Source organism: Candidatus Allofontibacter sp. (assembly GCF_040404065.1).
Classification (GTDB): domain Bacteria; phylum Pseudomonadota; class Alphaproteobacteria; order Pelagibacterales; family Pelagibacteraceae; genus Fontibacterium.
On record NZ_JBBAJM010000001.1, the window covers coordinates 1,080,622 to 1,105,087 of the forward strand.

Consider the following 24,466-nt stretch of genomic DNA (forward strand, 5'->3'; position numbering starts at 1 on the left):
AACAATACCATAATAACCTTACAATAATTGTCAACTACGTAGCTTCAATTTTTGATTAATTTTTTTATTAATGGAATGCGAATAATTAGTAGCAAAAAAATCACGCTGGCATAAATGTATACTACTGCAAAATCATTCTTGCCTTGCTTGTGCCAGTAGTAATGTATCAATGCTAAAATAACGATTAAATATATTAATCGATGCAGTATTTTCCACTTTCCTCCAAGCAAACGCATTGCCAATTGATTTGAACTTGCCGCTAACAGACTCATAGTAATAAAAGCTATAAATCCCATAGTAATAAATGGTCTTTTGATCACATCATTCATCATCGCGGCAAAATTTAAATTGTGATCTAGCCAATACCAAATTGTAAAATGCAAAAATCCGTAAAAAAAACTAAACAAACCTAAAGTTTTTCTCAATTGTAGCCACTGCGGCCAACCTGTAATCCAACGCAGTGGACTCATAGCAAGTGTAAAACATAAAAAAGTAATCGTCCAAGTACCGGTTGATCGAGTTATAAATTCAATTGGATTAGCAGTTAAATGATCCGTTAATCCCAAAACAAATAATCGAAGCAATGGAATTAAAGCCAGCACAAAAACAATGCGCTTAATTAAAATAATATTCATGATTGCTTAATAAAACTTTTGAAGATCCATGCCTGCATATAATTTTGCAACCTGTTCTCCATAACCATTAAAAATTTCAGTTTGAATTTTAGGAGATAAAATCCCTCTACCATCAATTCGATGTTCCGTTCTCTGACTCCAACGTGGATGACTTACGTTAGGATTTACATTGGAATAAAAACCATATTCTTGTGTAGCTACACTGCTCCAACTAGTTGCAGGTTCTTTATCAGTTAATCTTATTTTGACTATAGATTTTGCACTTTTAAATCCATACTTCCAAGGAACTACTACTCGAACTGGTGCGCCATTTTGTTTTGGTAATATTTCACCATAAACTCCAAAAGTTAAAAGCGTTAATGGATTCATAGCTTCATCTAATCGAAGACCTTCTTGATAAGGCCATGACAATACAGATGACTTTAAACCCGGCATTTGTTTTGGATCAGCTAAACTGATGAACTCGATATATTTTGCAGAACCGAGTGGCTCTACTTGGTTTAAAAGATGAGATAATGCAAAACCACTCCAAGGAATAACCATGGACCAGCCCTCAACGCAGCGCATACGATAAATTCTCTCTTCCATAGCAGAGAGTTTCATTAAACTATCGACATCAAAGATTGTGGGTTTTTGAACTAGACCTTCCACACTTAAAGTCCAAGGTCTTATATTTAAACTTTTTGCATATTTAGCTGGATCTTCCTTGTCCATTCCAAACTCGTAAAAGTTATTATAATTAGTAATGTCTTTATAAGAAGTGAGTTTATCGTTAACTGAATATTTTTTATTTAATGTAGCTGATAATTTTTGTTGATTACTTGCAGCAGCAAACGCTTGAGGGTTAAACAAAGAACTTAATCCAGCAGCCACAAAACCAATGGATGCAGTTTTTAACAACCTGCGTCGCTGCTCAAATATATTTTGTGGTGTGATATCTCTGTTTTTAATTCGCGGATCTTTAAATATCATTTGCCACCCTACAACTTTTATTAATTAAGCACTCTCGTATTTTGTTTGGATTTCCTCGATATACTCGCTTAAATCATCAAGCATGGCTAAGGTTTTTTCATCTTTTAGTTCTTCATACTTAACTCTAAGATCATCAATATCTTTAAAAGCCTTGGGAATTGTATTCCACTTTTCATCGTTAGTACTTAAGATTTGTCCAGCAATAGCTCTGTGTATTTTTTTATATTCGTCTTTGCCTAAAACTTCAGGATTTTCCTCATAAATTAACCTTTTTGCAAAATAACTAAAACGTTCATCTTTAAATTTTTCACTTAAACCAAGTTTACCTTTCCAATCCGATTTATGAAAATCTAACATCAATTTTTGATCTTCCGGTTTTGCAAATCCTCCTGCATAAATAGATTCTTCAGCCATGAGTCCAAGTTGCGAATCTAAAGCTTCTTTATCATCTGCCTCTTCACTTAAAATTTTAACAACTTTATCTTTAAACTCTTGATTAGAATGAATCATATTTGCTCGCTCTAATAATTTTGCAGCACCTAATTGTTTATAACCCTCAAAATTAATTGCATAATTTGGGCTCATAATCACAGGATGTTTGTTATTCTTAATGCTTCTAATAACCTTAGGACTTTTCTTTAATTCTTCTTTAAGCTGCGCATAAGGCATCTTTAAATAAATACTAGGATCACTTTTTAAATCAAAGCACTGTGGCCAGTTATATTTTGGATGAAAGCAAACAAACGTCACTGCAAAGGGACGAGCTTTTCCATAAAAATATTCGTTCACACAAAATATTTTCTCTTTCTCAACAATGGCATTCACTTCAGTCTTGCTAGTTGTCATTAATGAAGCCTTCCAAACAGATGGAGCTTTATCTTTTATAATTTGCGCAATACTAATGGTTGCCATCACATCTGATAAAGCACTGTGTGCATTGTCGTGTTTGATGCCATTCATTTCTGTGAGTTCTGCTAATTTAAATACTGCATTCCCTTTGTCACTCATTGGAGTTTTAATGCAATTTGGATAATACAAATGCGCTGTTCGAATAAGACCTAATATGTCACCACGTTTGTTTCCACTATGCTGAGTTAGATAAGGTTCATTCAAAGTTTTAAATAAACTCTTCCTTAAAAACTCTTCATCAAAACTAATTGAATTGTAACCAACAAATACTGCGGGCGACCATTTATTAAATTGCTCAACCATTTGCGACATCATTCCATAATGTGATAAATTTGTTTTTCTAAGAATTTGTGGTGTCGTATTATTTACAATTAAGGCATAAGGCTCTGGAACAAGACCTGGCTTTAATGAACAGCGAATATTTAAAGGCTCTGCTAAAACTTGAAAATCATCATTAACTAAAACAGCGCCCACTTCAATAATTTGGTCCCAGGCACTGGATCTTCCACTTGTTTCAAAATCGTAGAATACGTAGTTCATTTAGTAATCTCATCTTTAGATTCTAATTCTTGAATCTTCTCAGCTCTGCTTTGAATTTTATCTGCTGAAACTTTAATACCTCTAAATTGCTCGGACACTTGATTAAATCTATTCTCAACATCAGCAACCCTTTCTGCTAAACGGCCAATGTCTTTGCCAATCACACCAATTTCTTTAATAACGACTTGAGCTTTCTTACTCATCTCAGAGTCTTTTAAAAACATACGAAGAGTATTTAATAATCCCCAAAGTAAACTTGGAGAAACAATAAGAACATTTTTCTCTAATCCCTTAGTAATTAAATCGCTATCACTGATCTCACGGTACACCGCCTCTGATCTAATAAACATAATGGCATGAGGAGTAGTTTCGCCACTTATGATGTAGTCACTAGAGATCTTCTTAATGTTATTAACAACATCATCTTCAAATAATTTCTTATATTTCTTAATCTCTTCTTCAGTTTTGGCGGCTCTAAGATATTTATAATTATCTAAAACAAACTTTGAATCGATGCCGATCTTCTGCGAATTTTCACCTAAATCAATTAAGCAATCCACGCGTTTGTTATTACTTAAAGTATGTTGAAATTTTAAATACTGCGAAGGAAGTCTATCTTTTAATAACTTCTCAAGTTCCATTTCAGAAAAAGCTCCTCGTTCTTGACGGTCATTCAACATCCCCTCAAAGCTTTTAAAGGTATTATCAATTGATACCTGTGTCGTTGAAATATTCTTTGTCGCTTCCTCAACTTTAGAAAATCTAACAATCAAATCTGCAAGCTGCGAACTAAGCACACTATTATCACCAGAATTACCATTCTTCTTAACAAAGAAATAAATAGCAATAGCTCCTACAAGAACACCAATAATTAAATATAAAATCTGACTATCCATTTATTAACTATTCATTAAAATATAATTACCACCACAAAAGTAATCCTTCTGCTCTCCTTGAGGAATTAAATAAAATTTAATGTTATTTTTAAAAATAAACTTATTGTTATGTCCTTCTAAGACTATTTCATGTTTCGTAATCATCTCGTGCTTTAAGATACGAGATCGAGGTGTTTCAATTGAGATAGAATAAGTGTCTTTTGCATTCTCTTGTAATTTTAATTCGTTATAGAGACCTGTGTACATTTTATGATTTTTATCTAAGGATTTAAGGACTTTACTGTCTGTATCAAACTCAAACTTAAATTCATTTCTTATATAGTTTGGAAGTAGATTATGAAGCTGACGTTTTTCTAAGTGCTCATCTAATAATTTTTGAGGCACCTCCAGATACTTTGGTATCTTAGATTTTTCACTATTGATCTTAAGTGTAAAAGTGTTCTTCATTTAAAGTTAAGACATCAGTCCCGCAACCAAGCTCATTGTGAGTGCTAGTAAGGTTGCGTTGAAGGCAAAGGAGATCATGCTGTGTACAGTAACAAGAGATCTAATTTTTGAACTTTGAATAACCACATCTGCTGTTTGGCAGGTCATTCCAATCACTACTGAAAAGTGAAAAAAATCTGCATAACTTGGATTTTTAGAACCTGAAAAAAGTAGAGGGTTAAGTTTCTTATTATTCTTTTGTTCTAAGTAATAAATATGCGCGTAATGCAAACAATAGGCGGTATGCAACACCAACCATGAAGTAAAGAATGTAACTCCCGTCATCAATACTGCAAATTCTTTTAAATTACGTGGCACATCTTTCATGCCACCAATATGAATAAATATTGCAAGTAAACTAACGCCCCCTGAAAGTAGTGAAATAATATAGATTGCAAGTTTGCCATCATCTTCGAGCGCACTAAAGTGGGAAATGTTTTTATTCCCAACAAAATGCATCATCAAAAAAACAAGCACAAGATAGGTTGTAGATGCTGCGCTCCAGCCCATTAAAAAACGAGTGGAAGGTTGATAACCGTGTAATGAGAAAAATACTAATACTCCAACCGCTATAGAATAGAAAATTCTAGGTTTTGCCTTAACGAGGAACCAATGAAGTTTGATTTTTTTATCTGCCACAAAATTTATTTAAGTTGTTATTCATTAATATCTTATAGATTTTATTCTAACTGCATTCGACGCAATACCAATGATTAAACCTATTTGCATCTGGTGTATTTATAACAATTTAATCATTTATTGATACTGTGGCGAAGTGTTTGATTTTGCTTTGTAAACAAAGATAATACTTTAGATAAATATGAAAATTAGAGAGCAGGCACTGAAAAGTCTTAATGATTTTTCAGAAAATTTTTTAAGTAATTATGCCAAAGACAGGAATTTTGATAACGGTGCAGCGCAAAGAAGCAATACCAGTTGTTTGTCAAAATATATCACGCATAGAATTATTGATGAGCAGGAAGTTATTCTCTCGGCACATTCGAAATACTCATATGTAAAAATTGAAAAATTCGTTCAAGAAGTTTTTTGGCGAACCTATTGGAAAGGTTGGTTAGAACTTAGACCTAAAGTTTGGCAAATATATAAACAGGATCTGATAAAATTAGAGCAAGAAACAAAAAATATAAATTATCAGAATGCAATTAATGCAGCCACATCCATTGAGTGCTTTAATGATTGGGTCAAAGAATTAAAGCAGACGGGCTATTTGCACAATCACGCGAGGATGTGGTTTGCAAGTATTTGGATTTTTACTTTAAAATTACCATGGCAACTAGGTGCTGATTTCTTTTTAAGGCACTTACTAGATGGCGATGCGGCATCAAACACTTTAAGTTGGCGCTGGGTTGCAGGATTACAAACCAAGGGTAAAAATTATCTGGCTACTAGTTGGAATATTAATAAATTTTCAAAGAAGAAATATAATAATTTGAAGCTTAATGAAAATGCGGCACCTATTTTTGAAAGTGAAAATTTTACTATCCAGCCCTTACATTTTGATAAAGTTGATTTTAATAATTCATTACTGCTTATTCATAATTTAGATAGTGTATTTTTGCAGAAATTTAAAAATAAATTTCAATTTAATCACTGTGCACTTATGGATTTTAATACTGTTTTGGAAAATAATTTTTCAAAGAAAGTATTAGATTTTAAAACAGCAATCAATCTTGAGCTTTTAGCTGAAATAAAAAATAACTTTGGCACTAATCTAATCATTAAAAATAAAGATGATCTGTTAAAAATAATAGCCGACAAAAATATAAAAAATGTAATTATGCCTTATCTAACCTGCGGATATGAGAATGATTACATTAGCGAACTAAAGGCTAAAACTAATATTTCATATTTAGTAAGAGAATATGATCAATTTTGTTTTCCATTTGCAAATAAAGGGTTCTTTGCTTTCAAAGACCAAATTCCTAAAATTATAACTAAATTTTTTAATTAGAACTAACTTTTAGCTAAGTTATAAACTTTGAGCTGTTTGCTTAACGTCTTCTAAAAATTGAGCTCGTTCTTCAGGGCTTACGAAGGGCACAGCAAAATATCTTCTATATTTAATGTCTCTTATCCCGCAAATATGAAACACACCGCGTTTTAATCTTCGAATGGGTAAATTTAAAAAAAATGTCGTGATTGCAAGTCTAGGAGAACCATAGGTACAAAAAATAATTGCATTTTTGTCCTTAAGTCCGCCAATGGGATATCCATAATTTCCCCATAATTTTTTAAAAGTGAAAGCAAACGGTGGCGCTAGGACTTTATCAATCCAACCTTCTAAGATGGCAGGCATTCTAAAATTCCAAATTGGACCTATTAATACAATTGTATCTGATTTCTTTATTCGCTCTCTGTGAGAAAGAGTTGTTGCATCAGGTTCTTCTCCTCTAAAAACTGGATCAAAATTTTCTTTATATAAATCCACACAATCAACCGAATGACCTAGTTGTCTTGCTGTTTCAGTAAAAGTGTCGCGAATAGCTGCATTAAAGGATTTATCGCTATAGTGACCATAAACTAAAAATACTTTTTTCATAAATTTTAAAACTTTAATAAATTTATAAATAAAGGCGATAAAGCAAGCAACACTAATATGATCACCACTGTCTTCGGTCTACTAATAAGGTAATCCAGTATCTTAATTAAATCATCTTTAATCATTAACAATAATCCTATGAAGCCTTAGGTTTCTTTTCAAGTTTAGTACAAACGTATTTGTAGCTTTTAGTCCAGTCTGCAGATGTTTTGTTTTGACCAGTCATTTCAAGTTGACCATTTGCAAGTTTAAGTGAATATTTGTCAGACCAATCTCCCCAATTGTGTGTCCAATTCATTAAGTCTTTTTCTTCAGTATAAGGATCGAATTGGCGTTTAATGTCTTTAACTAATTTTTTATCTTTATCTAAAAGAATTTTTAAAACTGGCATCTTCTTTGCAGCATATTCTTTGCCGCCTTCCATTTGACCCCCCTCTTTAAAATTACAAAGATAAGTCACCATTTGTGCATTTGCTTTACTAGCAACTACAGAGGTTAGAAGAATAATAAAGATAAAGTGTTTCATATTTAAACTTTTAAAAGAAAATATAATAAAAAATAACTGCTTTAATTACCGCAGCAGCAATAACAATCTTTTTATGTTTATTAAAGTGTTTTAATGCTGTGATTGTGTAGGATTTTATTAGCCTGTCCATTCCTCATCAAATTCTTCTTCACGGCCTACTCGTTCTCTCTCACAAATTTTAACAAACTTAAAATAAGGAAAGTTTTCCATGAATTTTAGATCTTTAGTTTTAACATCTATGGGCTGAGCGATAAATTTTTTAACCATGTCCGCATCTCCCCAAACATACATAAACTGAACATCAGCGCAATTTTCTAGTGGTTCCTTTTGAGTAGGCTCTGCTGCAACGATTTGAACGTTGAACACGATGCATAGAATTAGAATAATACGTTTCATTTGTTTTTCTTTATCAGTTTGCTGATGATTACAACAGAGGCCATAATCACAAAGCTTAGGATGATCATTGCAAATAAAATGTAATCATCTTTATATTCTTTTAAATTAATCACTCTTGGCACAATTAAATAAAGAACGATTGCAAGAATTAGCCAAAGCGCAAGGACCTTTCGAGGTGTTATTTTATTAAGATTATCTTTTGCCTCATCCTTTACGACTTTAAACATTACTCTTTAGAATCTTTTTTGATAGGAGAACTAGTAAGACCTGCCTGAATAAGCTCTTCTTTAGCTTTTTTCATTAGTGTTTTAAATTTTTTATTATTCACTAAATCATTACCAACCATCACCCCAAGCACTTCGCCTGCTGCAACATCGGATGGGTAATGAGCGCCGCAAAATATTCTGTTGTTTCCATAAAGTCTTGCTCTATCCATAATCGCACTTGCCTTTTCAGGTATTAAATTTGCAAGTACCACAGCAGCTGCATAACCAAATGTCGTATGTCCGCTTGGATAGGTTCTGTTTAAATCACTAGCGACTGGTTCCTGACATGGAGTAATGCTCGTATCTGTTTGGTAAGGTCTTTTAATGGTGAAATAATCTTTTGATAAATCTTTAGCCTTCGTTCTATTGAAGTTAACTTTTTCAAACAACGCTTTAGTCACGGGTAATTTTTCAATATCAAAATCTGGAATAACATCAGCAAAAACACTAACACTTAAAATTTTTGCATCTCTAACTGCAAGATCTTTCTCCCGTTGTGAAAGTCTTGCCATAGAACTTTTGATGGTTTGAAGTTCTATTTGTCTTTCAATTGAATCTTCTTTGGGCGCAGGAGGCAAAATAAACTCAGGCTTATAATGATTAAGATCAAGATATAAAACCTCATTGGGTTTTTCCTGAGCTATGGTTTGAAGCGAAAAGGTTAAAACAAATGCTGCAACGAATGCTATTTTAAATATATGAAATAGTTTCATGTTTATCTTCTTTTCTTAACTATAAACTCTTTTGCAATGGGAGTGAAATATAACAAAAATAAAATAGCACCATCTGTCGCAGATTGTAGATAATCAAAAAAACTACTTAAAGCCTCACTAACATTTACCCCGGCACTTAGTAAAAATAATGAAGTTAATACAAAGTAAATAACGAATAGTATTTTGCCAAATCTATAAGATTTATAAAGCATGAATAACGAAACATAAAAAAGCACAACTGTTATAAGAGCGCCAATACCAACTACCATTTGTAAAATTTCTGAATCAAAATAGTGCAAAGTTTCATACACTTTCTCAACCTTCTTTGATTGAAAGAAGAAAGTAACAATTAGCGTTAACGTAAATAAAGCAGCGTCAATTAAGATGAGATTTTTAAAGATTCTTTTTAAGTTCATAAATTAATTTTTATTCATGTATTTTTAACCTTTTCGCCTTAATATTCTATATTAAAATTTTATCTATTCTTTAGATATTACAATAGCTATTTTTGCTCGTAAATTAATGTGGTTAGGAGTAAAATGAAGTACCGAAAAAAAGTGTATAAAACAAAATCTATCAACACATTTATAATCTCTCAAAATAAACAATATTAATGAAAAATAATATCTTTCGATTTCTCTCATTATTATTAATCATTGTTGGGGTTTTCTTTATTCTTCATCTTTATAATACCAGCATTGATGAAGTAGATACCAAGGCATTCTTTTGGTGTTTGTTATTTGGTGCTGTTGCAAGTTTTATTAAAAGTAGTTTGGGAATGGGATATGGAGCCTCTGTCTCTTCATTCTTAATGGGTTATGGAATTCCTCCTATCGCTTCTTCTGCTTATGTGCATATTGCAGAAATTTTCACAACTGGATCTTCTGCTCTTAATCACTGGAAAATTGGTAATTTAGATCTTAAATTATTTAGAAGGATTTTTCTGCCAGGTGTTATTGGTGCCGTCATTGGGATTTATTTAATTAGTAAAATAAAGATTCCATATCTGTCTTTATGGATCTCTATTTATTTATTAGTAATCGGCATCATCTTATTTAACAAAGTGTTCGATAAAATTAATTTTAGTCATCTTTATAAGATTAAAAAAATATCACCCCTAGCAGGAGTAGTTGGCTGTTTAGACGTAATTGCGGGGGGCGGCTGGGGTACGATGTTAACCTCAAATCTGATCAAATTTGGTTATGAACCTAAAAAAGTGATCGCATCAGTTAATACCGCTCAGTTTTTCCTTAGTACTTTAATAGGTATTTCCCTTGGCTTTTTAATAGAGTTTATTCATTGGGAGGCAATTGCTGGATTAATCTTGGGCGGACTAATCATGTCGCCTGTTGCGGCCAAACTTTCATCTAAAATTAAGCCACAAATCATTATTTTCTTTGTGGCGTCACTGATTATCTTCTTTTCATCACGAAAAATTTATCTGATTTTAGGTTAAAAAATTATTGAATTGTAACAAAAATTTCACATTATGGACGCAATCTTGTCCCAATTCATCTCTATATAGTGCGCATGATATATACAAACACAGAGTTAGCATTTGTTAACAAAACAAATTCTAACGTAAAAAAAGAAGGGTTTATTGCTAAACTTTTCAATTCTAGAAAAAAAGTTCAAGCAACTGGCGTTTTGCCAAGAGGCTTAAGCGTTAGCGAAAGAAGAGACTTTTTAGCAATCTCAGGAAGAAACGAAATCTAAGTTAAGTTCCTCTTAATTTAAGAGGACCTTAATTAAGGTTTGCTTTCAATTTATTAAGTTCAGATTTAAGAAATTCAGCAATCATTCTCATTCCAGATAAAGTCGTTTTTTTCTCTGCAAGAGAATTATAATTAGTATTCGTATTCACATCGTACGTGTAACTAACTCCGTTTTTATCTTTAATATATTCAATCCCTGCAACTTCTACGTTATTTGCTTTTAAAAAATTTTCACACTTTTCGATAATAGGATCTTTATAATCTTGAACGATCATAAATTTACTACCATCTGGATTAGTGGGGCAAAATTGTTCTTCGATATTACAAGCATCTGCAGGACATAATTCAAAGCTATCACTCGCATCCACTTGCACAGCATAATAAAATTTTGAATTAATAAATTCTAAACGAGTAATGACTTTAGGATCGGCTTCAATATATTCTTGTAAAATTGTAATGCCATCAATTGAATCTTCAAAGTTCTTACCCTTAACATAAATTTCTAATTCTGATTTATTTTGAAATAACTTAACGCCAAGCCCGCGCCCTGCTCTATTATGTTTTGTAATAAAGGGTTTTGTAAAATTATCTGCAGCTTTTAAAATTCCCTCAACTCCTGAACAAAAAATCGATCTTGGAGTTTTAATATTATGTTCTTTTAATCTTTTGTATTGCAGTGATTTACTAATCTCTAACGATAGAGCATTTTCACCATTTATAACTCTTCTCTTGTGGGCTGCTAACCAATTTAAAACAACCGCAGTATATTCAGGTGCATATCTATGTCCCCTTGCATGAGATGAAGCGCTCATTCTATTATAAAATACACCAAGCGGTGGCTCTGAATCCGTATTCAATTTTACTTTATCCATGTGCCAATCTTCAAAGGGCACAGATAATTTTTGCAAATGCTCTTTTAACGGGAGAGTCCACTCTTCATTTTCGTGAATGATATAAACTTTCATAAATTTTTTTCTAATATAAGTGTTTATTAAAGAAAGGCATAGTCCTAAGCGGGCACTAATAAATCGCCAATTGTAATCTCCCCAGAATCTAAAACTTGCGCTCTGATACCACCATTATTATCGTAGGCTTTTAAAAATCCTTTTTTATTTGCAAGTTTTGATGGACGCTCACACGGATCGCACAATTCTTCACCCATTAATTTAATTTTTCCTAAATAAAAAACTTTTCCAACTAATGCATTTAATTCAGCCGGCAGTATTTGATCTATCACCACATTTCTTCTCGTCTCACTCATATCAAACTCAGCTAAACCATCGTATTTTAACAACCGATTAGAAGTATCAATGCCAATTTTTGCAATTAAAGTTATATCTCTATTTTTTTTTGGACTTGAGTTTGAAAAAGCACCTAAACCTAAAGCGTATCTATCCCCTTCAATACCAATCCCTTTAACGAGTTTAGCTTTATCTTTGCTGATCATTTTAGAACCTGCATTAGCGGAAGTGTAAATGCTGTGGATGTTTGGAGTTTGTGTCATGTCTATTATGACAAAAATAAAAAGTTAACTTAAGTTCTTCTTTAAGAAGCCGATGGTTCTAGACCATGCTAGTTTTTTAGCTTCAGCGTTATATTTAAGATAAGGAAGATTTTTTTCATCCGCTTCTTCATTCGCAAATGCATGTTTTGCATCATATCTAAAAAATTCAAAATTAACTTTAGCATCTTTTAATTTTTTCTCTAATTGATCAACGCCTTCAAGTTTAAATGAATCGTCATGAATTGCCCAATGTCCCATTAGAGGAATTTTAATCTTACTTGCATCCACTAATTCAAGTGGCGGATAGCCATACCAAATGACACCGCAATCAAGTTCTGGAACATGGACTGAGGAAAGGCATGTTAAAGCTCCCCCCATACAAAAACCAGTGACAGCAACTTTTTTAGAACCTGTGCTTTTTAAATACTGAACAGCGCCACGAATATCTTCGCTTGCAGCATCTAAGAAATTAAGTCCCGTCATTAAATGTTTAGCCTCATTAGCATCGAGCGCTAATTTTCCTTTATATAAATCAGGAACAAGTGCACGGTAACCTGCATCTTTTAAAGTATCTGCAACTTTTTTGATTTGATCATTCATGCCCCACCATTCTTGGATGACAACGATGGCTGGTTGATCTTGATTACCTTCGGTTAAATAACCTTTAGAAATTTTTCCGTCCGATCTTTTAAATTCTACAATATTTCCCATTGTTTAATTCTATATCAAAAAATAATTTTCAGCTAATTAGGTATGAATATTTATTTCTTACCAATGCCAAATTATATTAGCGATAATGAACAGACACGTAATAACATGTATGCCAACCCAAAAAGTTTTTAAGTATAAAGCAATCCTTGCTTCTCTTACGGTTAGAATAGGCACATCAGGTCTTTCCTCATCTGAGTTACCCATCAAATGACCTGTGGCTCTAGCCCATATTTTTTCCATAGATTTTAACATTTTTGCTACTCCTTATTTTTTTTTAAAGACATAAGCACATTTTACATGCAGTTTACGAAATTAATTAAATAATTTATTAAAACAATGATTCGCTTTTTACGCGAATTGTAATATACCTACGGCCTATGAAAATTAAGGCAATATTTATAATTCTAGCAACTCTTACATTAAATGGTTGCGGCGGTAGTTTAGTCGCTTCGCATATAATTGACTCTCTTGTTGCGCCTTCATCATTAATGATGACGATGGCAGATTTTGGAATTGAAAATGAAACTGGAAAAAAAGTATCCGAGCACGTTCTATCAGCTGCAACATCTAAAGATTGTAAATTAACTATTGATGTAGAGAATATCTGCAAAGAAGAAGTTTCTTTTGATAATACAACTGTAACAACAATAAAAAGTTCTTACACCGATAAAATAAATTAATTTTTAATTAAATATTTCTTATTTTACAAACTGGCCGTCTTTAAACATTCCAACTACTTTTCTTCCGTCTTTGAAAGTATATGTTCCTTTGCCATTTCTCTTATTATCTTTGTGCTCTCCAACGTATTTATCTCCATTAGCCCAAGTAGAAGTTCCTTTACCATTTTTATTTCCAGCAATATATAAGCCAACATATTTATCGCCATTAGCCCAAGTATAAGTTCCTTTGCCAGAAAACTTTCCATCTTTAAAGTTTCCGACATATTTATCTCCACCTTTAAATGTTGCAGTTCCTGATCCATTTTTTTCACCGTCTTTGAAACTGCCTACGTACTTACTGCCGTCCTTAGAAGTATAAGTTCCTTTTCCATGCATCTTGCCGTTTTTGTGTTGGCCTTCATATTTATCTCCAGTTGAAAAAGAAATTGTGCCTTTGCCATTGGGTTTGTCGTCTTTATACTCTCCAATATATTTGTCGCCATTGGCCCAGATGTAAATTCCTTTGCCATCTCTTTTACTATTTTCAAACTCGCCAGTATATTTATCACCACTTACAAAATTAATAGTGCCCTGCCCATGTCTTTGTCCCTCTTTAAATTCTCCAACATATTTATCCCCGTTCACCCAAGTGTAAGTTCCTTTGCCGTGCGATAAACCATTTTTGTGTTCACCTAAATATTTATCACCATTGGTCCAAACCACTGTTCCTTGTCCGTGCGGTTTTCCGCTTTTAAATTCTCCTGAATAACTTCCTTTAGGTGTTTTTGCTTCGCCAAAACAATTATTATATTTTGAAACGTCGGTGCCTTTACATTGCTTGGCATTTTTTGAAGATCCTTGTGCTTTAGCAGGTGCGGAGAAAAATGCATCAATTGAAGAAGGTTTCTCTTTCTTATCTTTGCTCGCAGTTGATTTTTTTTCTTTGCTCGAAGTTGATTTCTTTTTATCTTCGTCTAAGGAAACGACCGTTCCTTTTTCTCTTTTGCCGTTAACAAAATCGCCAATAAACTGAGTTTTATTTGCGTATGTTAAAGTGCCTTTGCCATTTGGTTTATCGTCTCTAAATTCGCCGATGTACTTTTCGCCATCAGGCCATGTTAAAGTTCCTTGTCCACTTTTTTGATCTTCCTTGAAATCACCAATATATTCACCCTTATTTGCGAATATATACTTACCTTTGCCGTTTTTTTTATCGTCCTTAAATTCGCCTATGTATTTTTCGCCATCGGACCAACTAAATGTTCCTTGTCCGCTTCTTTTGTTATCTTGATACTCGCCAACATACTGATCTCCATTAGCCCAAGCGAATGTGCCCTTACCATGAAATTTCTGATCTTTAAAATCGCCAATATAAATTCCTCCATCAACAAGAATAAGAGTTCCCTTTCCATTAGGAAGACCTTTTCTAAATTCTCCTACATATCTTTTTCCATCTTTTAGTTTTAGCTCACCGGTACAATCGTTAAACTTTGCAGGACTTGGATCGGTACACTTTGGTAGCGTTGAAGAATCCTGAGCAAACACATTAAGTGTTGAGAATAAAAAGAATATTAAAATAAATTTCTTCATTTTGTTTTTTAAAACAAGACTAATTTCGTTTTGTTTATTTTTATCATTGAAGTAAGTCACGATTTACTTCCATAGCTATTATTTTTTATACGGAACTTCAAATTCACCAAGTGAAGATTTAATAATAAGCGTATTAGATTTATTTGTCGGAGTATTAAATCTAAACTCTTTCCAGCTATTAGATAAAATAGTTCCATTAACATTTGCATCCACGCCTAAAGCCTGCTTCTCGTCTGTAGACTTGAAAGTAATATTATTTAATGTGGCTCTCATATTTCCGCTATTATCAATTCTAACGCATGTTTGTTTAGAGTCTGCAGAACAAAAAGTTGCCTTTAATGAACTTTGTGAACCAGTAATAGTCTTGCCGGTATAATAATAAACTGGCAAATTCTGGTTAAATTTAAAAAAAACCCCCGGATCAGCTTTTTTTGGGTCTTTAAATTCTGGAGTAATGTCTTCTAAGTATAATCTATAAGATTGCTCAACCTCAGCACTGTCTAAAACGCGCTTGGTTACTCTAAAATTTTGAGATTTTCCTCCAGCAATTGTGATGATTGCAGGAACTACTATTAGATCATTGGTTGGTGAATAAACGTCTTTACCATTAACTTGTTTCCACAACAGCGCTGAAGACTGAATATTAATTTCTCTACCTGTATCATTTACAAAAGTAATCGTTACGATCTTTTGCGTAGAATTTATGTCAACAACTGTCGGCGATATAGTTACTGCGAATGAAGATGTAGATAAAAATACGAATACAAAGAACGCAAGTATATTTGATGTGAGTGTTTTCATATTTCAAAAGAGGCTTAGTTATTACGATTCAGTAATAAAAGAAAGTGCTTGTTTACAAACGCTTTATTAATAAACAACGTTTAATGTCATTATTTTGATGTAGCTGCCTGCTAATTTTCCAGTTTGAAGACCCGCGATTGTTCCTGTGAGAGTTCCTGCGACCGCTCTAGAGCCTATTCCTGTTCCTCTAAATGCAGCAACCCCTGGAGTTAAAGTTGAAGATCCATTAGTGAAAGATGCCTCTAATCGATTGGTATCCACAGTAGAACTGCCCCCTACCTTAACTAAATAATACAACGAGCCACTGTCTGGGCTGTCATTTAGAGAAACTGTGTAAGGAGTTCCGCTTGTACAATCGACATTCACAACTGAAGTTGCTGTAAGCTGACTCCCGCTATAAGAACCAAAAGACATCGTGTCGGCTGAAAGAGAGCAAGAAGCAGCCACACTAAAACTTACTAGAAATGTTCCTGAGGTAATTGTTTGTGCACTTACAAGATCACTTTTGCAAAAAATTAACATCCCCACTAAGCATGTAAGCTTAGTTGTTGTTTTCATTAATAAAATTTTAGATTTTTTTTTGTTACCAATCATAACGATAGCTTTAATCGATTATTATGATTCGTAAAAAATAGGCTTAAAAATTAAGACTTTAATAATTGGTGAAGGATTTAGATCTAGAAACTTTTTAAAGAGAAAATAAACTTATACGCGAACTAAATATAACTAATTAATAGACTATATTTAATGTCATTGTTCTAGAAAAAGTACCTGCTGTTTTTCCAGTTTGAGTTGCAGCAATTGATCCTGTGATAGTGCCAGCAGTTGCAGATGAACCTGTACCCGTTCCTGAAATAGTCGCAGCTGCGTTAGTCATAGTGGCAACTCCATTAGTGAAAGTAACCAATAATTGATCTGAAGCAGTAGCACTAACTGTACCACCTCTATACAAGTAATAGGCTGGAGTAGAGTCTGGTGTCTCGAGAAAAGAAATAGTGTAAGTCGTACCATTCGTACAGTTTGCAGTTACAACTGAGTTTGCTGTAATCAGTGTTGCAGAATATGCGGCAAAAGTCATTGAGGCCGCAGAAACGGTACAAGTAGATGCAATGCTTGTGCTCGTCACCATTGAACCAGTAGTAGTTGATAATGCCTTTGAATTATTTGTTGAAATAATTAAAGCACCAAGCAGACACGTAAGTGCTGTAGTTGTTTTAGCTAATGACATTTTTGATTTTTTAATCAAAATATTTTTGCTTTTATTTAATTCTTTTTTCATGTCTTGAAATTCTTTTTAAATTAATTCCCCAGTATTATTAACAATTATTGTGTACGTATTAATAGTTGTAAAACTTAAGGTTGTTTTACGACCTTTAGTTGTAAGTGTCAAAGTAAAAACTCTCTTTTTAAAAATTGAAATTGCCTAATATCCAATATCTATTGTCGTGATTTTTTCCATCTGAGTCATTCCCTTGTGCTGAAGCACCTGGGTTACCACCATTAGTATGGGCAGCTATAAATTTTAAAGAAAATCCATCTGAATTTACAGCATCAATTCCAAAACCATAGCCTGAAAGTGAGTATGCGTTATTTGCAACTGATGAAGTGCTAGCACTCGTGTTTTTAAACTGCTTAATTCTACCATGATCATAAAAAATTGAAGGAGTTAACTCACCAAATATAGGAAAATTTCCTAAACTATACTTTAAATCTAAACTATATTTATAACCTTCATCTCCAGAAGCCTCTCCAGTTGGGTAAGCTCTAATTCCGGTTGGTCCTCCTAAAGACATTTTCTCAGAGGAGTCTAAATTTTTAGATGCAAATTGCATATCCGCTGCAAAATTTAAAGTAAATTTTTCTGGAAGCTGCTGGATTCTATTCAATTGAATATTTTGTTTATTGAAAGATCCGTTTGTTTTGTAGCCACTTGCTGATTGATCACTAGTTAAGCTACTAGCTAATTTTGAAAGATCTAAATCACCATGAGTAAAATTAAAACTTGCTTGAGTAAAACCGCCTCCAAAAAATTGGTCAATTTTTTGATAAGTAAATCCTAAATTATAATTACTAAGTTCTTTATCTGAAGTCGCAGCTCCAGTGCTCGTATTATATAAATATTTTTTATCATAATTAAAATTAGTTAATACGGACTCAGCTGATGATCTTAATAAAGGATATTTTAAATTTATATTTGCATTCTCAGCTTTGCCAGTACTTTGCGGGTTCGTTAATAATTCTTTGCCAATTTTAAAATCAACAACGCTATAAAAAGCTCCGCCTCTTAAACCGCTTGGACCAATTGGAAAACTATAAGATATTCTTTTTGATTCTAGATCTCCTTCGATGGCTTTGGTTGCTAAAATTCCAATTTGGTCACCAATGCCGCTTGGATTATTAAAATCTACTGAAGCAGTTGCACGAAGTGATCCTGTATAACGGTTACCATAATTATCTATCACCACAGCACCTTGAACTAAAGGTCCTTCATTTATATCTAAAATCATTTTAGTGCTGCCAGGTTCTGATCCTGGTTCTAATGTTAAACTAGCTCTTACTCCTGGATTGTCGTTAATATTTAATAATCCTCTCTCCACAGACTCTTTTAAAAAATTATCTTTTAGCGCATCATCCATATAAGCGCTTATCCTGTCCTCCGACATTCTCAGTTCTTTCTTATTTATTTTATAGGGTTCTTTTGAATCTAATTTTCCTTCATTAATTAAAATAATTAAAATTCCATCTTTAATCTCTTGTTGCGGAATTATTGCTTGGGCTAAAAAGAAACCTTTTTGATTATAAAGCTGGGTAATGCGGTCTGCTGCAAATTGCATCTGAGCAAAAGTAAGCGAGGTATTGACCAGGTCAGATAATAAATTCTCTAACTCAGATATTTGAAATGCTTTTATATCGCCTTGAAGTTTGAAAGATTTAATAAGTGTTTTTTCATCAGAAGATTTAAAGTCTTTTTTCTTAGTAGGCTCTAATAAACTTTTTGGTATTTGCTTAGGAATTTCCTTGATTCTTTCACGTTCATTTTCTTGATTTAAAATCTGCCCTGCATCAGGCTTGATTTGTGTATATCCAATAGATGGTGTCAAAAGTATGAAAAATATTAGAATGAGTTTTTTCATAAAATTTCGCCATATATGCCTTGCTTCGAACTATTTATCAAATATTTAAAACTAGCTGACATCATAATATGAGTATTATGCTCAAATTGGCAATTTTATGCGAATAATTTTAATAAGAAAGACATGAAGGATATTGAAATTTCAAAACAACTATTTGAGGATGGTTTAAATTTAATTCAAAATAAAGAATTTGAACAAGCAGAAAAGAATTTTTTAAAATCACTAGAATTAATTCCTGACAGAGAGTCGGTGCTAAATAATTTATCTTCTGCACAAATAAAATTAACTAAATATCAGGATGCAAAAAAAACAGCTGAAAGAGTTATTGAATTAAATTCAAAAAATGCTGTGGCCTGGATGAATCTTGGTGTTATTGAACAAGAACTAAATAATATTGATGTATCTATTAATTGTTTTAATAAAGCGATAGAAATTGATCCTCTATATTTTCACGCCTACAATAACAGAGGTATTCTGTTATGCGAAGTAGGACGATACTCAGAAGCAATTGTAAATTTTAATAAAGCGTTAGAGCTTCAACCAGATTTATTAGAGGCCATTCTCAATAAAGCCGATGCACTTAAAGAATTAAAAGATTTTAATGAAGCGCTTAAATGCATAGACGCTGCTCTGAAAATTCAAAATCTTGGTCATGAAATATGGGCTAAGAAGGGAGGTATTTTACATAATATGAAACGCTACCAAGAAGCCATACAGGCATATGACCAAGCAATAAAATTAAATAAAAATTATGCCGAAGCATATTGCAATAAAGCTTTCACTCTTTTTACTATTGAACTTTTTGATAAGGCTATCGTTGAATGCAATAAAGCTCTTGAAATTAAAAAAATATTTCCTGAGGCATGGGTTAATCTTGCTGTATCTTATATTGGTTTAAAAAAATTTGAGCTAGCTTTAGAATATTGTGAAAAAGCATTAGCAGTTTCAGAAAATTTTATAGAAGCGTTAAATAGTAAGGGACTCTGCCTTTTTAATTTAAAGCAATACGAGGAAGCCAATAAAATTTTTGATAAAATTCTAGAGATGAAAAAAGATTTTCCAGAAGCAATGGAAAATAAAGCTAACATTCTGCACGTATTAAAAAAATATGACGAAGCCTTAATATTGTATGACAAAGCCATTGAAACTAAAAAAGACTATTATAAAGTTTTGAATAATAAAGGTTTGTTACTACACGCCTTAGGTCACATTAAAGATAAAAAATATTTTAATTTAGCAAAAGATTGTTATGACGCAGCAATAAAAATTAAATCTGACTATGCTGATACCTATTGGAATAAATCTTTAAATCAATTAACCCTTGGAGAATTTGAAGAGGGTTGGAAAAATTATGAATATCGTTTTAAATTAGAAAACTCTGAGCCTCAATTTATAGAAATTCCAAGATTAGAAAATTTAAATAATTTAATTAACAAAAGAATATTAATTTGGTCTGAACAGGGTCTTGGAGATAGCATTCAATTTTGCAGATATATCGACAAAATTTTAGATCTTGGAGCAAAAGTAACCTTTGATACGTCTAAAGCACTAACTACATTGATGTCGAGAAGATTTAATTGTGAAATTAATGAAACGGGTAAAGGTATTATTAAAAATAATTTTGACTTTCAAGTACCCTTGCTAAGTTTGCCTATGCTATTTAATGCAAATTTAAATAATATTCCTTTTAGCGGTGCTTATTTAAAGACTTCAAAAGATAAAGATGATGAGTGGTTTAAAAAATTAAAATTAACCAAACAAAAATTAAATATTGCAATAACCTGCGCTGGTAATCCAAAATATGTTGCAGATAGCGAACGATCGGCCAATCTAGAAATCTTTTATCCGTTAGTAAATAAAGTAAATTTATTTTTAGTTCAAAAAGAAATAAAGAAAGAAGATGAGATTTTTTTAAAAAAATATCCGCAAATAAATTTTATAGGTAAAGATATTGATAATTTTGATGATCTCGCTTCAGTAATGCAAAACATGGATTTGGTTATTAGTACCGATACCTCCATTCCTCATTTAGCTGGAGCCATTGGGAAAAAAGTTTTTATACTCCTTGGAAAAATAACCGACTGGAGATGGATGTTAGATACTCGAGTAAGTCCTTGGTATAAATCTGCAACTTTATTAAGAAAGAAATTTAATCCCAAAAATAATACCACCGATTGGTCTTCAGCTTTTGAAGAAATTATAAAAGAGTTAAAAATTTAATTTAGCCGAATTCGCCTAATAATTGAAAATGTTATCAACATCTGATTTGATCAATTATCCATAATTACTTTCATAATAGGCACGAATCTAACTATCGCTACATTGATGGTTAGACCAACTATCCAGACAGTAAAAAAAAATTCAATATTTCTTATATTACCATTATTTCTTTGTCTTTTTTTTAGCAAAAGCAGCTTTGCGGAACCAAAGGTGGCTTTTGGCACTTTTGTAGTTACTGCAACCATTGTTAGTAAATGCGAAACTACTGCAAGTGAACCTCAATTTGTAGATGATGCTTTTCAATCAATTCAAATAGTATCTGACGTAACGGTCGTTTGTAATAACAACAGCAAACCTATCATAAAAATTATTAGCAAAAATATCAAAGAACTACTTGATAATAATTATGCATTAAGATTTAAAAAAAATAATGGAGATTTGGTTGAGTTTATTTCTGACACATTATTAGCAAGACTTAAGTCTAATTCATCTTCAATGATAGATTTCGAAGAAGAAACTTTCACTCTAAAAAAGAATTATTCTGATAAAATAAAAAAAATAAATTTTGACACACCAAAATTATTAAACAGCAAAATTGATAATGCTAAATTACAAAAATTCCAAAATAACCCCATTATTTTTGAAATAAGCTATTAAAAGAGTCTATTTTAGAGAATAGCTGACTATTTAACCCCGTATTTCCTAATATTTTAGTTCCCTTATTACGCGAAGCAAAATAATTAGCCCTCAAAATGTTCGAATTTTTAAATGCGCTTCTTTTCATGTCGTCTGCTATGGCTGCAGAGCCTGTAGATGCTAAAAAAGTAATATTAAAAGAAGAAAGATATGAAATTAATAGAAGCGTTGATGAGTCAACAAATTCATTAGAAGACGCTGAAAAAAAATCTACTAAAGTAAAAGAAATCGCACCAACTAAAACTGCCCAAAAATCAACTGAAACAGAAACTGCCAAACCCAAATTATCAGGCTGTACAACAAAAGCTGAAATATTACTTGTGGATGTCTCAATTAACTTGTTACAGTTATCGGAACCAATCCGAGTAGAAAAATTAGCCAACGGTTCACTGGTATTACCTGAGTTAATTTTTAAAGAATTAAAACTTGTTCCTAAAAGTGAAAAGATTCAAATGTCGGATTGCTCATACGGCTATCCTCTAAATACAAGTTCAGGCCTTACATATAATTTTGATTCAGAAAAATTTGCTTTAGATATTAGGGTGCCCGTTGAATTATTTGAACTTAATGTTTTTAAACAAAAAGAATCTTACAAACTAAACCCGGACAAGAGTCCCTCTGGAGGCTTTGCTAACTATCAGGTATATGCAACGCAGACTAAGGCGAGCGATAGTATTTCAGGTGTATTTGATTTAACTGGTTTTAATAAAAAAGGATCATTGTCTACCGGTTTAATAGTAAACCAAGACTCTCATACAACTAATTTAATAAGAGCTTCAACTTACTATCAAAAGGATCTGCCTGATAAGATGCAATCCTTTGTTGTAGGAGATACAGTTAATAATGACGGGAACTGGAGTCGTTCTGCCAATTATTTTGGGGTTAAATGGTCTAGAAACTTTTCAACTCAACCTGGTTATATTTATACTGCAAATCCAATTATTTCTGGCTCTGCAGCACTACCTTCGGTTGTAGATGTGTATGTTAATAATCAAAAAACATTCTCACAAAAAGTAAACCCCGGACCATTTGATATAACCCATCTTCCAGTGCCTGGTAACGGAGCAGGTCAAGTTGATTTGATTGTAAAAGATCTTTTAGGAAATGAACAAGTCATTACGAAAAATTTTTATCAATCACCTATATTATTAGCTAAAGGTGAAAATGATTTTTCACTTGAGTCCGGTTTCTTAAGAAAAAATTATGGAATAAAAAATAATGATTACCAAGATGGTTTTATTTCAGGAACTTATGTTCACGGTGTTACAGATGCCATTTCAGCCAGAGGTCGTATGGAGTTACAAACTGATAGACAGGCAGCGGGCGGTGATGTTGCTTTTACATTAGGTAATTTTGCACTTCTACAAGCATCAGTGGCTTCTACTAATGATAATATTAAAGGAATTGGTCAGCAGTATGGAGTTAATATTGAAAATATGGGGCAATTTTTGAAAACCAGCGTAAGTGTAAAAAAATTTGATAAAGAATTTTCTCAATTCGCTTCTACCCCTGGTGAGATGCAGCCAAAAACTAGGACCAACGCATTTGTTTCATTTCCAATTCCAATTATTAGCAACAACATTACTATCGGTTACGTAAATCAAAACAATTGGGATGCTGATCCTTTTAAAAATGCGTACATAAGTTCAGGTTTCGCATTACCTTTTGGAGCCAACCTTGCTCTTTCTTATAATAAAAGATTAGACACATTAAAAAATTGGGGAGCTGCTGCGGTTGTCTCTTTTCCTTTAGGAGATTACTATACAAGAGTTGATCGTACGATTGATCCTAACGGAACCAAAACTAATACTTACGCTGTATCGACAAATATTCCCGCAGGTCCAGGCATGGGTTGGAATATAGTAAATGAAGAACTAAGAAATAATGTAAAGGCTAATGCGACTCTAAATTCAAACACGGCTCAATACTCTGCTCAACTGAATGTACAGGATGGCGTGACCACTGGAAAACGTTTAGGAGCTAACGGAACAGTTGGAGTGTTAGGTGGAGAAATTTTTATATCAAGATATGTTAATGGTTCGAGCTTTGCAGTTGTAAAAACTGAAGGATTGAAAGATATAAAAATCTATAACCAGAACAACATGGTAGCGGTTACAAATAATAACGGAACTGTGGCGTTCCCTATACGAGCTTATGAAAAAACAAAAATTGAAATAAAAGATAATGAAATACCTCTTGAGGCTAACTCAGATGTTCTAGAAATGAACCCGATCGCATATGCAAGAAGTGGGGTATTAGTAAAATTCCCAATTAAAATAGCAAAGAGTGCTCTTGTTAGAATTTATCTACCTAACAATGTTCCGATACCTGCTGGCGCAACGGTGAATGTGGCTTCGAGTAAAGAAAATTATATTGCTGGTAGAAATGGTGAAGTTTACCTTACAAATTTAAGTCAAAAAAACCAATTAACAGTAACTTGGTTAGAGAATAAATGTGAACTAAACCTTGAAATTGATATGGAGCAACAACAAGAACAAATTATTGGTCCAGTTAAGTGCGTGCTTACAAATTAAATT

The 24,466-nt window shown here is 32.7% G+C and carries 28 protein-coding genes; 7 read left to right on the forward strand and 21 right to left on the reverse strand.

All coding sequences use genetic code 11. The annotated features are described in order from the left end of the window. Window positions 1–44 precede the first annotated feature (44 nt). From msrQ to AC8IG9_RS05895, 6 genes are read right to left on the reverse strand one after another with little or no spacing between them, the layout of a single operon-like run. Complete coding sequence (gene msrQ / locus AC8IG9_RS05870) at window positions 45–635, reverse strand: protein-methionine-sulfoxide reductase heme-binding subunit MsrQ (protein WP_507425865.1); 591 nt, start codon at window positions 633–635, stop codon at window positions 45–47. 6 nt (window positions 636–641) lie between these two features. Next, window positions 642–1,607, reverse strand: a complete 966-nt coding sequence (gene msrP, locus AC8IG9_RS05875) for a protein-methionine-sulfoxide reductase catalytic subunit MsrP (protein ID WP_507425866.1) — start codon at window positions 1,605–1,607, stop codon at window positions 642–644. Between the two features lie 24 nt (window positions 1,608–1,631). Continuing rightward, complete coding sequence (locus AC8IG9_RS05880) at window positions 1,632–3,056, reverse strand: exonuclease domain-containing protein (RefSeq protein ID WP_507425867.1); 1,425 nt, start codon at window positions 3,054–3,056, stop codon at window positions 1,632–1,634. Beyond that, window positions 3,053–3,952, reverse strand: coding sequence for a DNA recombination protein RmuC (gene rmuC, locus AC8IG9_RS05885; RefSeq protein WP_507425868.1), 900 nt, complete (start codon window positions 3,950–3,952; stop codon window positions 3,053–3,055). The genes AC8IG9_RS05880 and rmuC overlap by 4 nt, the downstream gene beginning before the upstream one ends. Before the next feature lie 3 nt (window positions 3,953–3,955). Next, complete coding sequence (locus tag AC8IG9_RS05890; RefSeq protein ID WP_507425869.1) at window positions 3,956–4,399, reverse strand: hypothetical protein; 444 nt, start codon at window positions 4,397–4,399, stop codon at window positions 3,956–3,958. A 6-nt stretch (window positions 4,400–4,405) separates the two neighbouring features. Beyond that, on the reverse strand, window positions 4,406–5,077 hold the full coding sequence (locus AC8IG9_RS05895; RefSeq protein ID WP_507425870.1) for a DUF1345 domain-containing protein: 672 nt from the start codon (window positions 5,075–5,077) through the stop codon (window positions 4,406–4,408). 181 nt (window positions 5,078–5,258) lie between these two features. On the opposite strand from AC8IG9_RS05895, the gene AC8IG9_RS05900 reads away from it, so the two are divergent. After that, window positions 5,259–6,410 (forward strand): FAD-binding domain-containing protein, encoded by a 1,152-nt coding sequence (locus AC8IG9_RS05900; protein WP_507425871.1) that lies wholly within the window; start codon window positions 5,259–5,261, stop codon window positions 6,408–6,410. A gap of 18 nt (window positions 6,411–6,428) precedes the next feature. On the opposite strand, the gene AC8IG9_RS05905 is transcribed toward AC8IG9_RS05900, so the two are convergent. The 6 genes from AC8IG9_RS05905 to AC8IG9_RS05930 all read right to left on the reverse strand — a co-directional run bounded on the left by AC8IG9_RS05905 (window position 6,429) and on the right by AC8IG9_RS05930 (window position 9,315). Next, window positions 6,429–6,998, reverse strand: coding sequence for an NAD(P)H-dependent oxidoreductase (locus AC8IG9_RS05905; protein WP_507425872.1), 570 nt, complete (start codon window positions 6,996–6,998; stop codon window positions 6,429–6,431). Between the two features lie 136 nt (window positions 6,999–7,134). After that, the gene (locus AC8IG9_RS05910; RefSeq protein ID WP_507425873.1) at window positions 7,135–7,524 is read right to left on the reverse strand and encodes a hypothetical protein; all 390 of its coding nucleotides are present in this window, start codon (window positions 7,522–7,524) and stop codon (window positions 7,135–7,137) included. A gap of 117 nt (window positions 7,525–7,641) precedes the next feature. Beyond that, window positions 7,642–7,920, reverse strand: coding sequence for a hypothetical protein (locus AC8IG9_RS05915; protein ID WP_507425874.1), 279 nt, complete (start codon window positions 7,918–7,920; stop codon window positions 7,642–7,644). After that, the gene (locus AC8IG9_RS05920; protein ID WP_507425875.1) at window positions 7,917–8,147 is read right to left on the reverse strand and encodes a hypothetical protein; all 231 of its coding nucleotides are present in this window, start codon (window positions 8,145–8,147) and stop codon (window positions 7,917–7,919) included. The genes AC8IG9_RS05915 and AC8IG9_RS05920 overlap by 4 nt, the downstream gene beginning before the upstream one ends. Then, window positions 8,147–8,899: an acid phosphatase gene (locus AC8IG9_RS05925; RefSeq protein ID WP_507425876.1), complete on the reverse strand. Its 753-nt coding sequence runs from the start codon at window positions 8,897–8,899 to the stop codon at window positions 8,147–8,149. Before AC8IG9_RS05925 ends, AC8IG9_RS05920 begins: the two co-directional genes overlap by 1 nt. 2 nt (window positions 8,900–8,901) lie before the next feature. Continuing rightward, entirely contained in the window at window positions 8,902–9,315 is a 414-nt protein-coding gene (locus AC8IG9_RS05930) for a hypothetical protein (protein ID WP_507425877.1), read from the reverse strand. A 197-nt stretch (window positions 9,316–9,512) separates the two neighbouring features. Between AC8IG9_RS05930 and AC8IG9_RS05935 the strand changes: the two genes are divergently transcribed. Both AC8IG9_RS05935 and AC8IG9_RS05940 read left to right on the forward strand, forming a co-directional pair. After that, a complete protein-coding gene (locus AC8IG9_RS05935) occupies window positions 9,513–10,355 on the forward strand; it encodes a sulfite exporter TauE/SafE family protein (RefSeq protein WP_507425878.1) in 843 nt (280 codons plus the stop codon). Window positions 10,356–10,429: 74 nt separating this feature from the next. Further along, window positions 10,430–10,615, forward strand: coding sequence for a hypothetical protein (locus AC8IG9_RS05940; RefSeq protein ID WP_507425879.1), 186 nt, complete (start codon window positions 10,430–10,432; stop codon window positions 10,613–10,615). A 28-nt stretch (window positions 10,616–10,643) separates the two neighbouring features. On the opposite strand, the gene AC8IG9_RS05945 is transcribed toward AC8IG9_RS05940, so the two are convergent. The 4 genes from AC8IG9_RS05945 to AC8IG9_RS05960 are packed head-to-tail and all read right to left on the reverse strand — an operon-like array spanning window position 10,644 to window position 13,069. Further along, entirely contained in the window at window positions 10,644–11,579 is a 936-nt protein-coding gene (locus AC8IG9_RS05945) for an ATP-grasp domain-containing protein (RefSeq protein ID WP_507425880.1), read from the reverse strand. 44 nt (window positions 11,580–11,623) lie between these two features. Beyond that, on the reverse strand, window positions 11,624–12,118 hold the full coding sequence (locus AC8IG9_RS05950; RefSeq protein WP_507425881.1) for an MOSC domain-containing protein: 495 nt from the start codon (window positions 12,116–12,118) through the stop codon (window positions 11,624–11,626). 24 nt (window positions 12,119–12,142) lie between these two features. Beyond that, entirely contained in the window at window positions 12,143–12,829 is a 687-nt protein-coding gene (locus AC8IG9_RS05955) for a dienelactone hydrolase family protein (RefSeq protein ID WP_507425882.1), read from the reverse strand. A 57-nt stretch (window positions 12,830–12,886) separates the two neighbouring features. Then, a complete protein-coding gene (locus tag AC8IG9_RS05960) occupies window positions 12,887–13,069 on the reverse strand; it encodes a hypothetical protein (RefSeq protein ID WP_507425883.1) in 183 nt (60 codons plus the stop codon). 137 nt (window positions 13,070–13,206) lie between these two features. On the opposite strand from AC8IG9_RS05960, the gene AC8IG9_RS05965 reads away from it, so the two are divergent. Continuing rightward, on the forward strand, window positions 13,207–13,509 hold the full coding sequence (locus AC8IG9_RS05965) for a hypothetical protein (RefSeq protein WP_507425884.1): 303 nt from the start codon (window positions 13,207–13,209) through the stop codon (window positions 13,507–13,509). Window positions 13,510–13,527: 18 nt separating this feature from the next. Here AC8IG9_RS05965 and AC8IG9_RS05970 read toward each other — a convergent pair whose 3' ends face one another. The 5 genes from AC8IG9_RS05970 to AC8IG9_RS05990 form a co-directional block, all read right to left on the reverse strand. Further along, the gene (locus AC8IG9_RS05970; RefSeq protein WP_507425885.1) at window positions 13,528–15,078 is read right to left on the reverse strand and encodes an MORN repeat-containing protein; all 1,551 of its coding nucleotides are present in this window, start codon (window positions 15,076–15,078) and stop codon (window positions 13,528–13,530) included. A gap of 78 nt (window positions 15,079–15,156) precedes the next feature. Continuing rightward, window positions 15,157–15,879, reverse strand: coding sequence for a fimbrial biogenesis chaperone (locus AC8IG9_RS05975; RefSeq protein ID WP_507425886.1), 723 nt, complete (start codon window positions 15,877–15,879; stop codon window positions 15,157–15,159). A gap of 66 nt (window positions 15,880–15,945) precedes the next feature. Next, a complete protein-coding gene (locus AC8IG9_RS05980) occupies window positions 15,946–16,473 on the reverse strand; it encodes a spore coat protein U domain-containing protein (RefSeq protein WP_507425887.1) in 528 nt (175 codons plus the stop codon). Window positions 16,474–16,609: 136 nt separating this feature from the next. Further along, window positions 16,610–17,158: a Csu type fimbrial protein gene (locus tag AC8IG9_RS05985; protein ID WP_507425888.1), complete on the reverse strand. Its 549-nt coding sequence runs from the start codon at window positions 17,156–17,158 to the stop codon at window positions 16,610–16,612. Window positions 17,159–17,285: 127 nt separating this feature from the next. After that, window positions 17,286–19,013 carry a ShlB/FhaC/HecB family hemolysin secretion/activation protein gene (locus tag AC8IG9_RS05990; protein ID WP_507425889.1) on the reverse strand — a complete coding sequence of 576 codons (1,728 nt, stop codon included), beginning with the start codon at window positions 19,011–19,013 and terminating at the stop codon, window positions 17,286–17,288. Window positions 19,014–19,136: 123 nt separating this feature from the next. On the opposite strand from AC8IG9_RS05990, the gene AC8IG9_RS05995 reads away from it, so the two are divergent. The 3 genes from AC8IG9_RS05995 (at window position 19,137) to AC8IG9_RS06005 (ending at window position 24,463) form a co-directional block, all read left to right on the forward strand. Continuing rightward, the gene (locus tag AC8IG9_RS05995; RefSeq protein WP_507425890.1) at window positions 19,137–21,233 is read left to right on the forward strand and encodes a tetratricopeptide repeat protein; all 2,097 of its coding nucleotides are present in this window, start codon (window positions 19,137–19,139) and stop codon (window positions 21,231–21,233) included. Between the two features lie 210 nt (window positions 21,234–21,443). After that, entirely contained in the window at window positions 21,444–21,890 is a 447-nt protein-coding gene (locus AC8IG9_RS06000) for a hypothetical protein (protein ID WP_507425891.1), read from the forward strand. Between the two features lie 95 nt (window positions 21,891–21,985). Next, window positions 21,986–24,463, forward strand: coding sequence for a fimbria/pilus outer membrane usher protein (locus tag AC8IG9_RS06005; protein ID WP_507425892.1), 2,478 nt, complete (start codon window positions 21,986–21,988; stop codon window positions 24,461–24,463). Window positions 24,464–24,466: the final 3 nt, after the last annotated feature.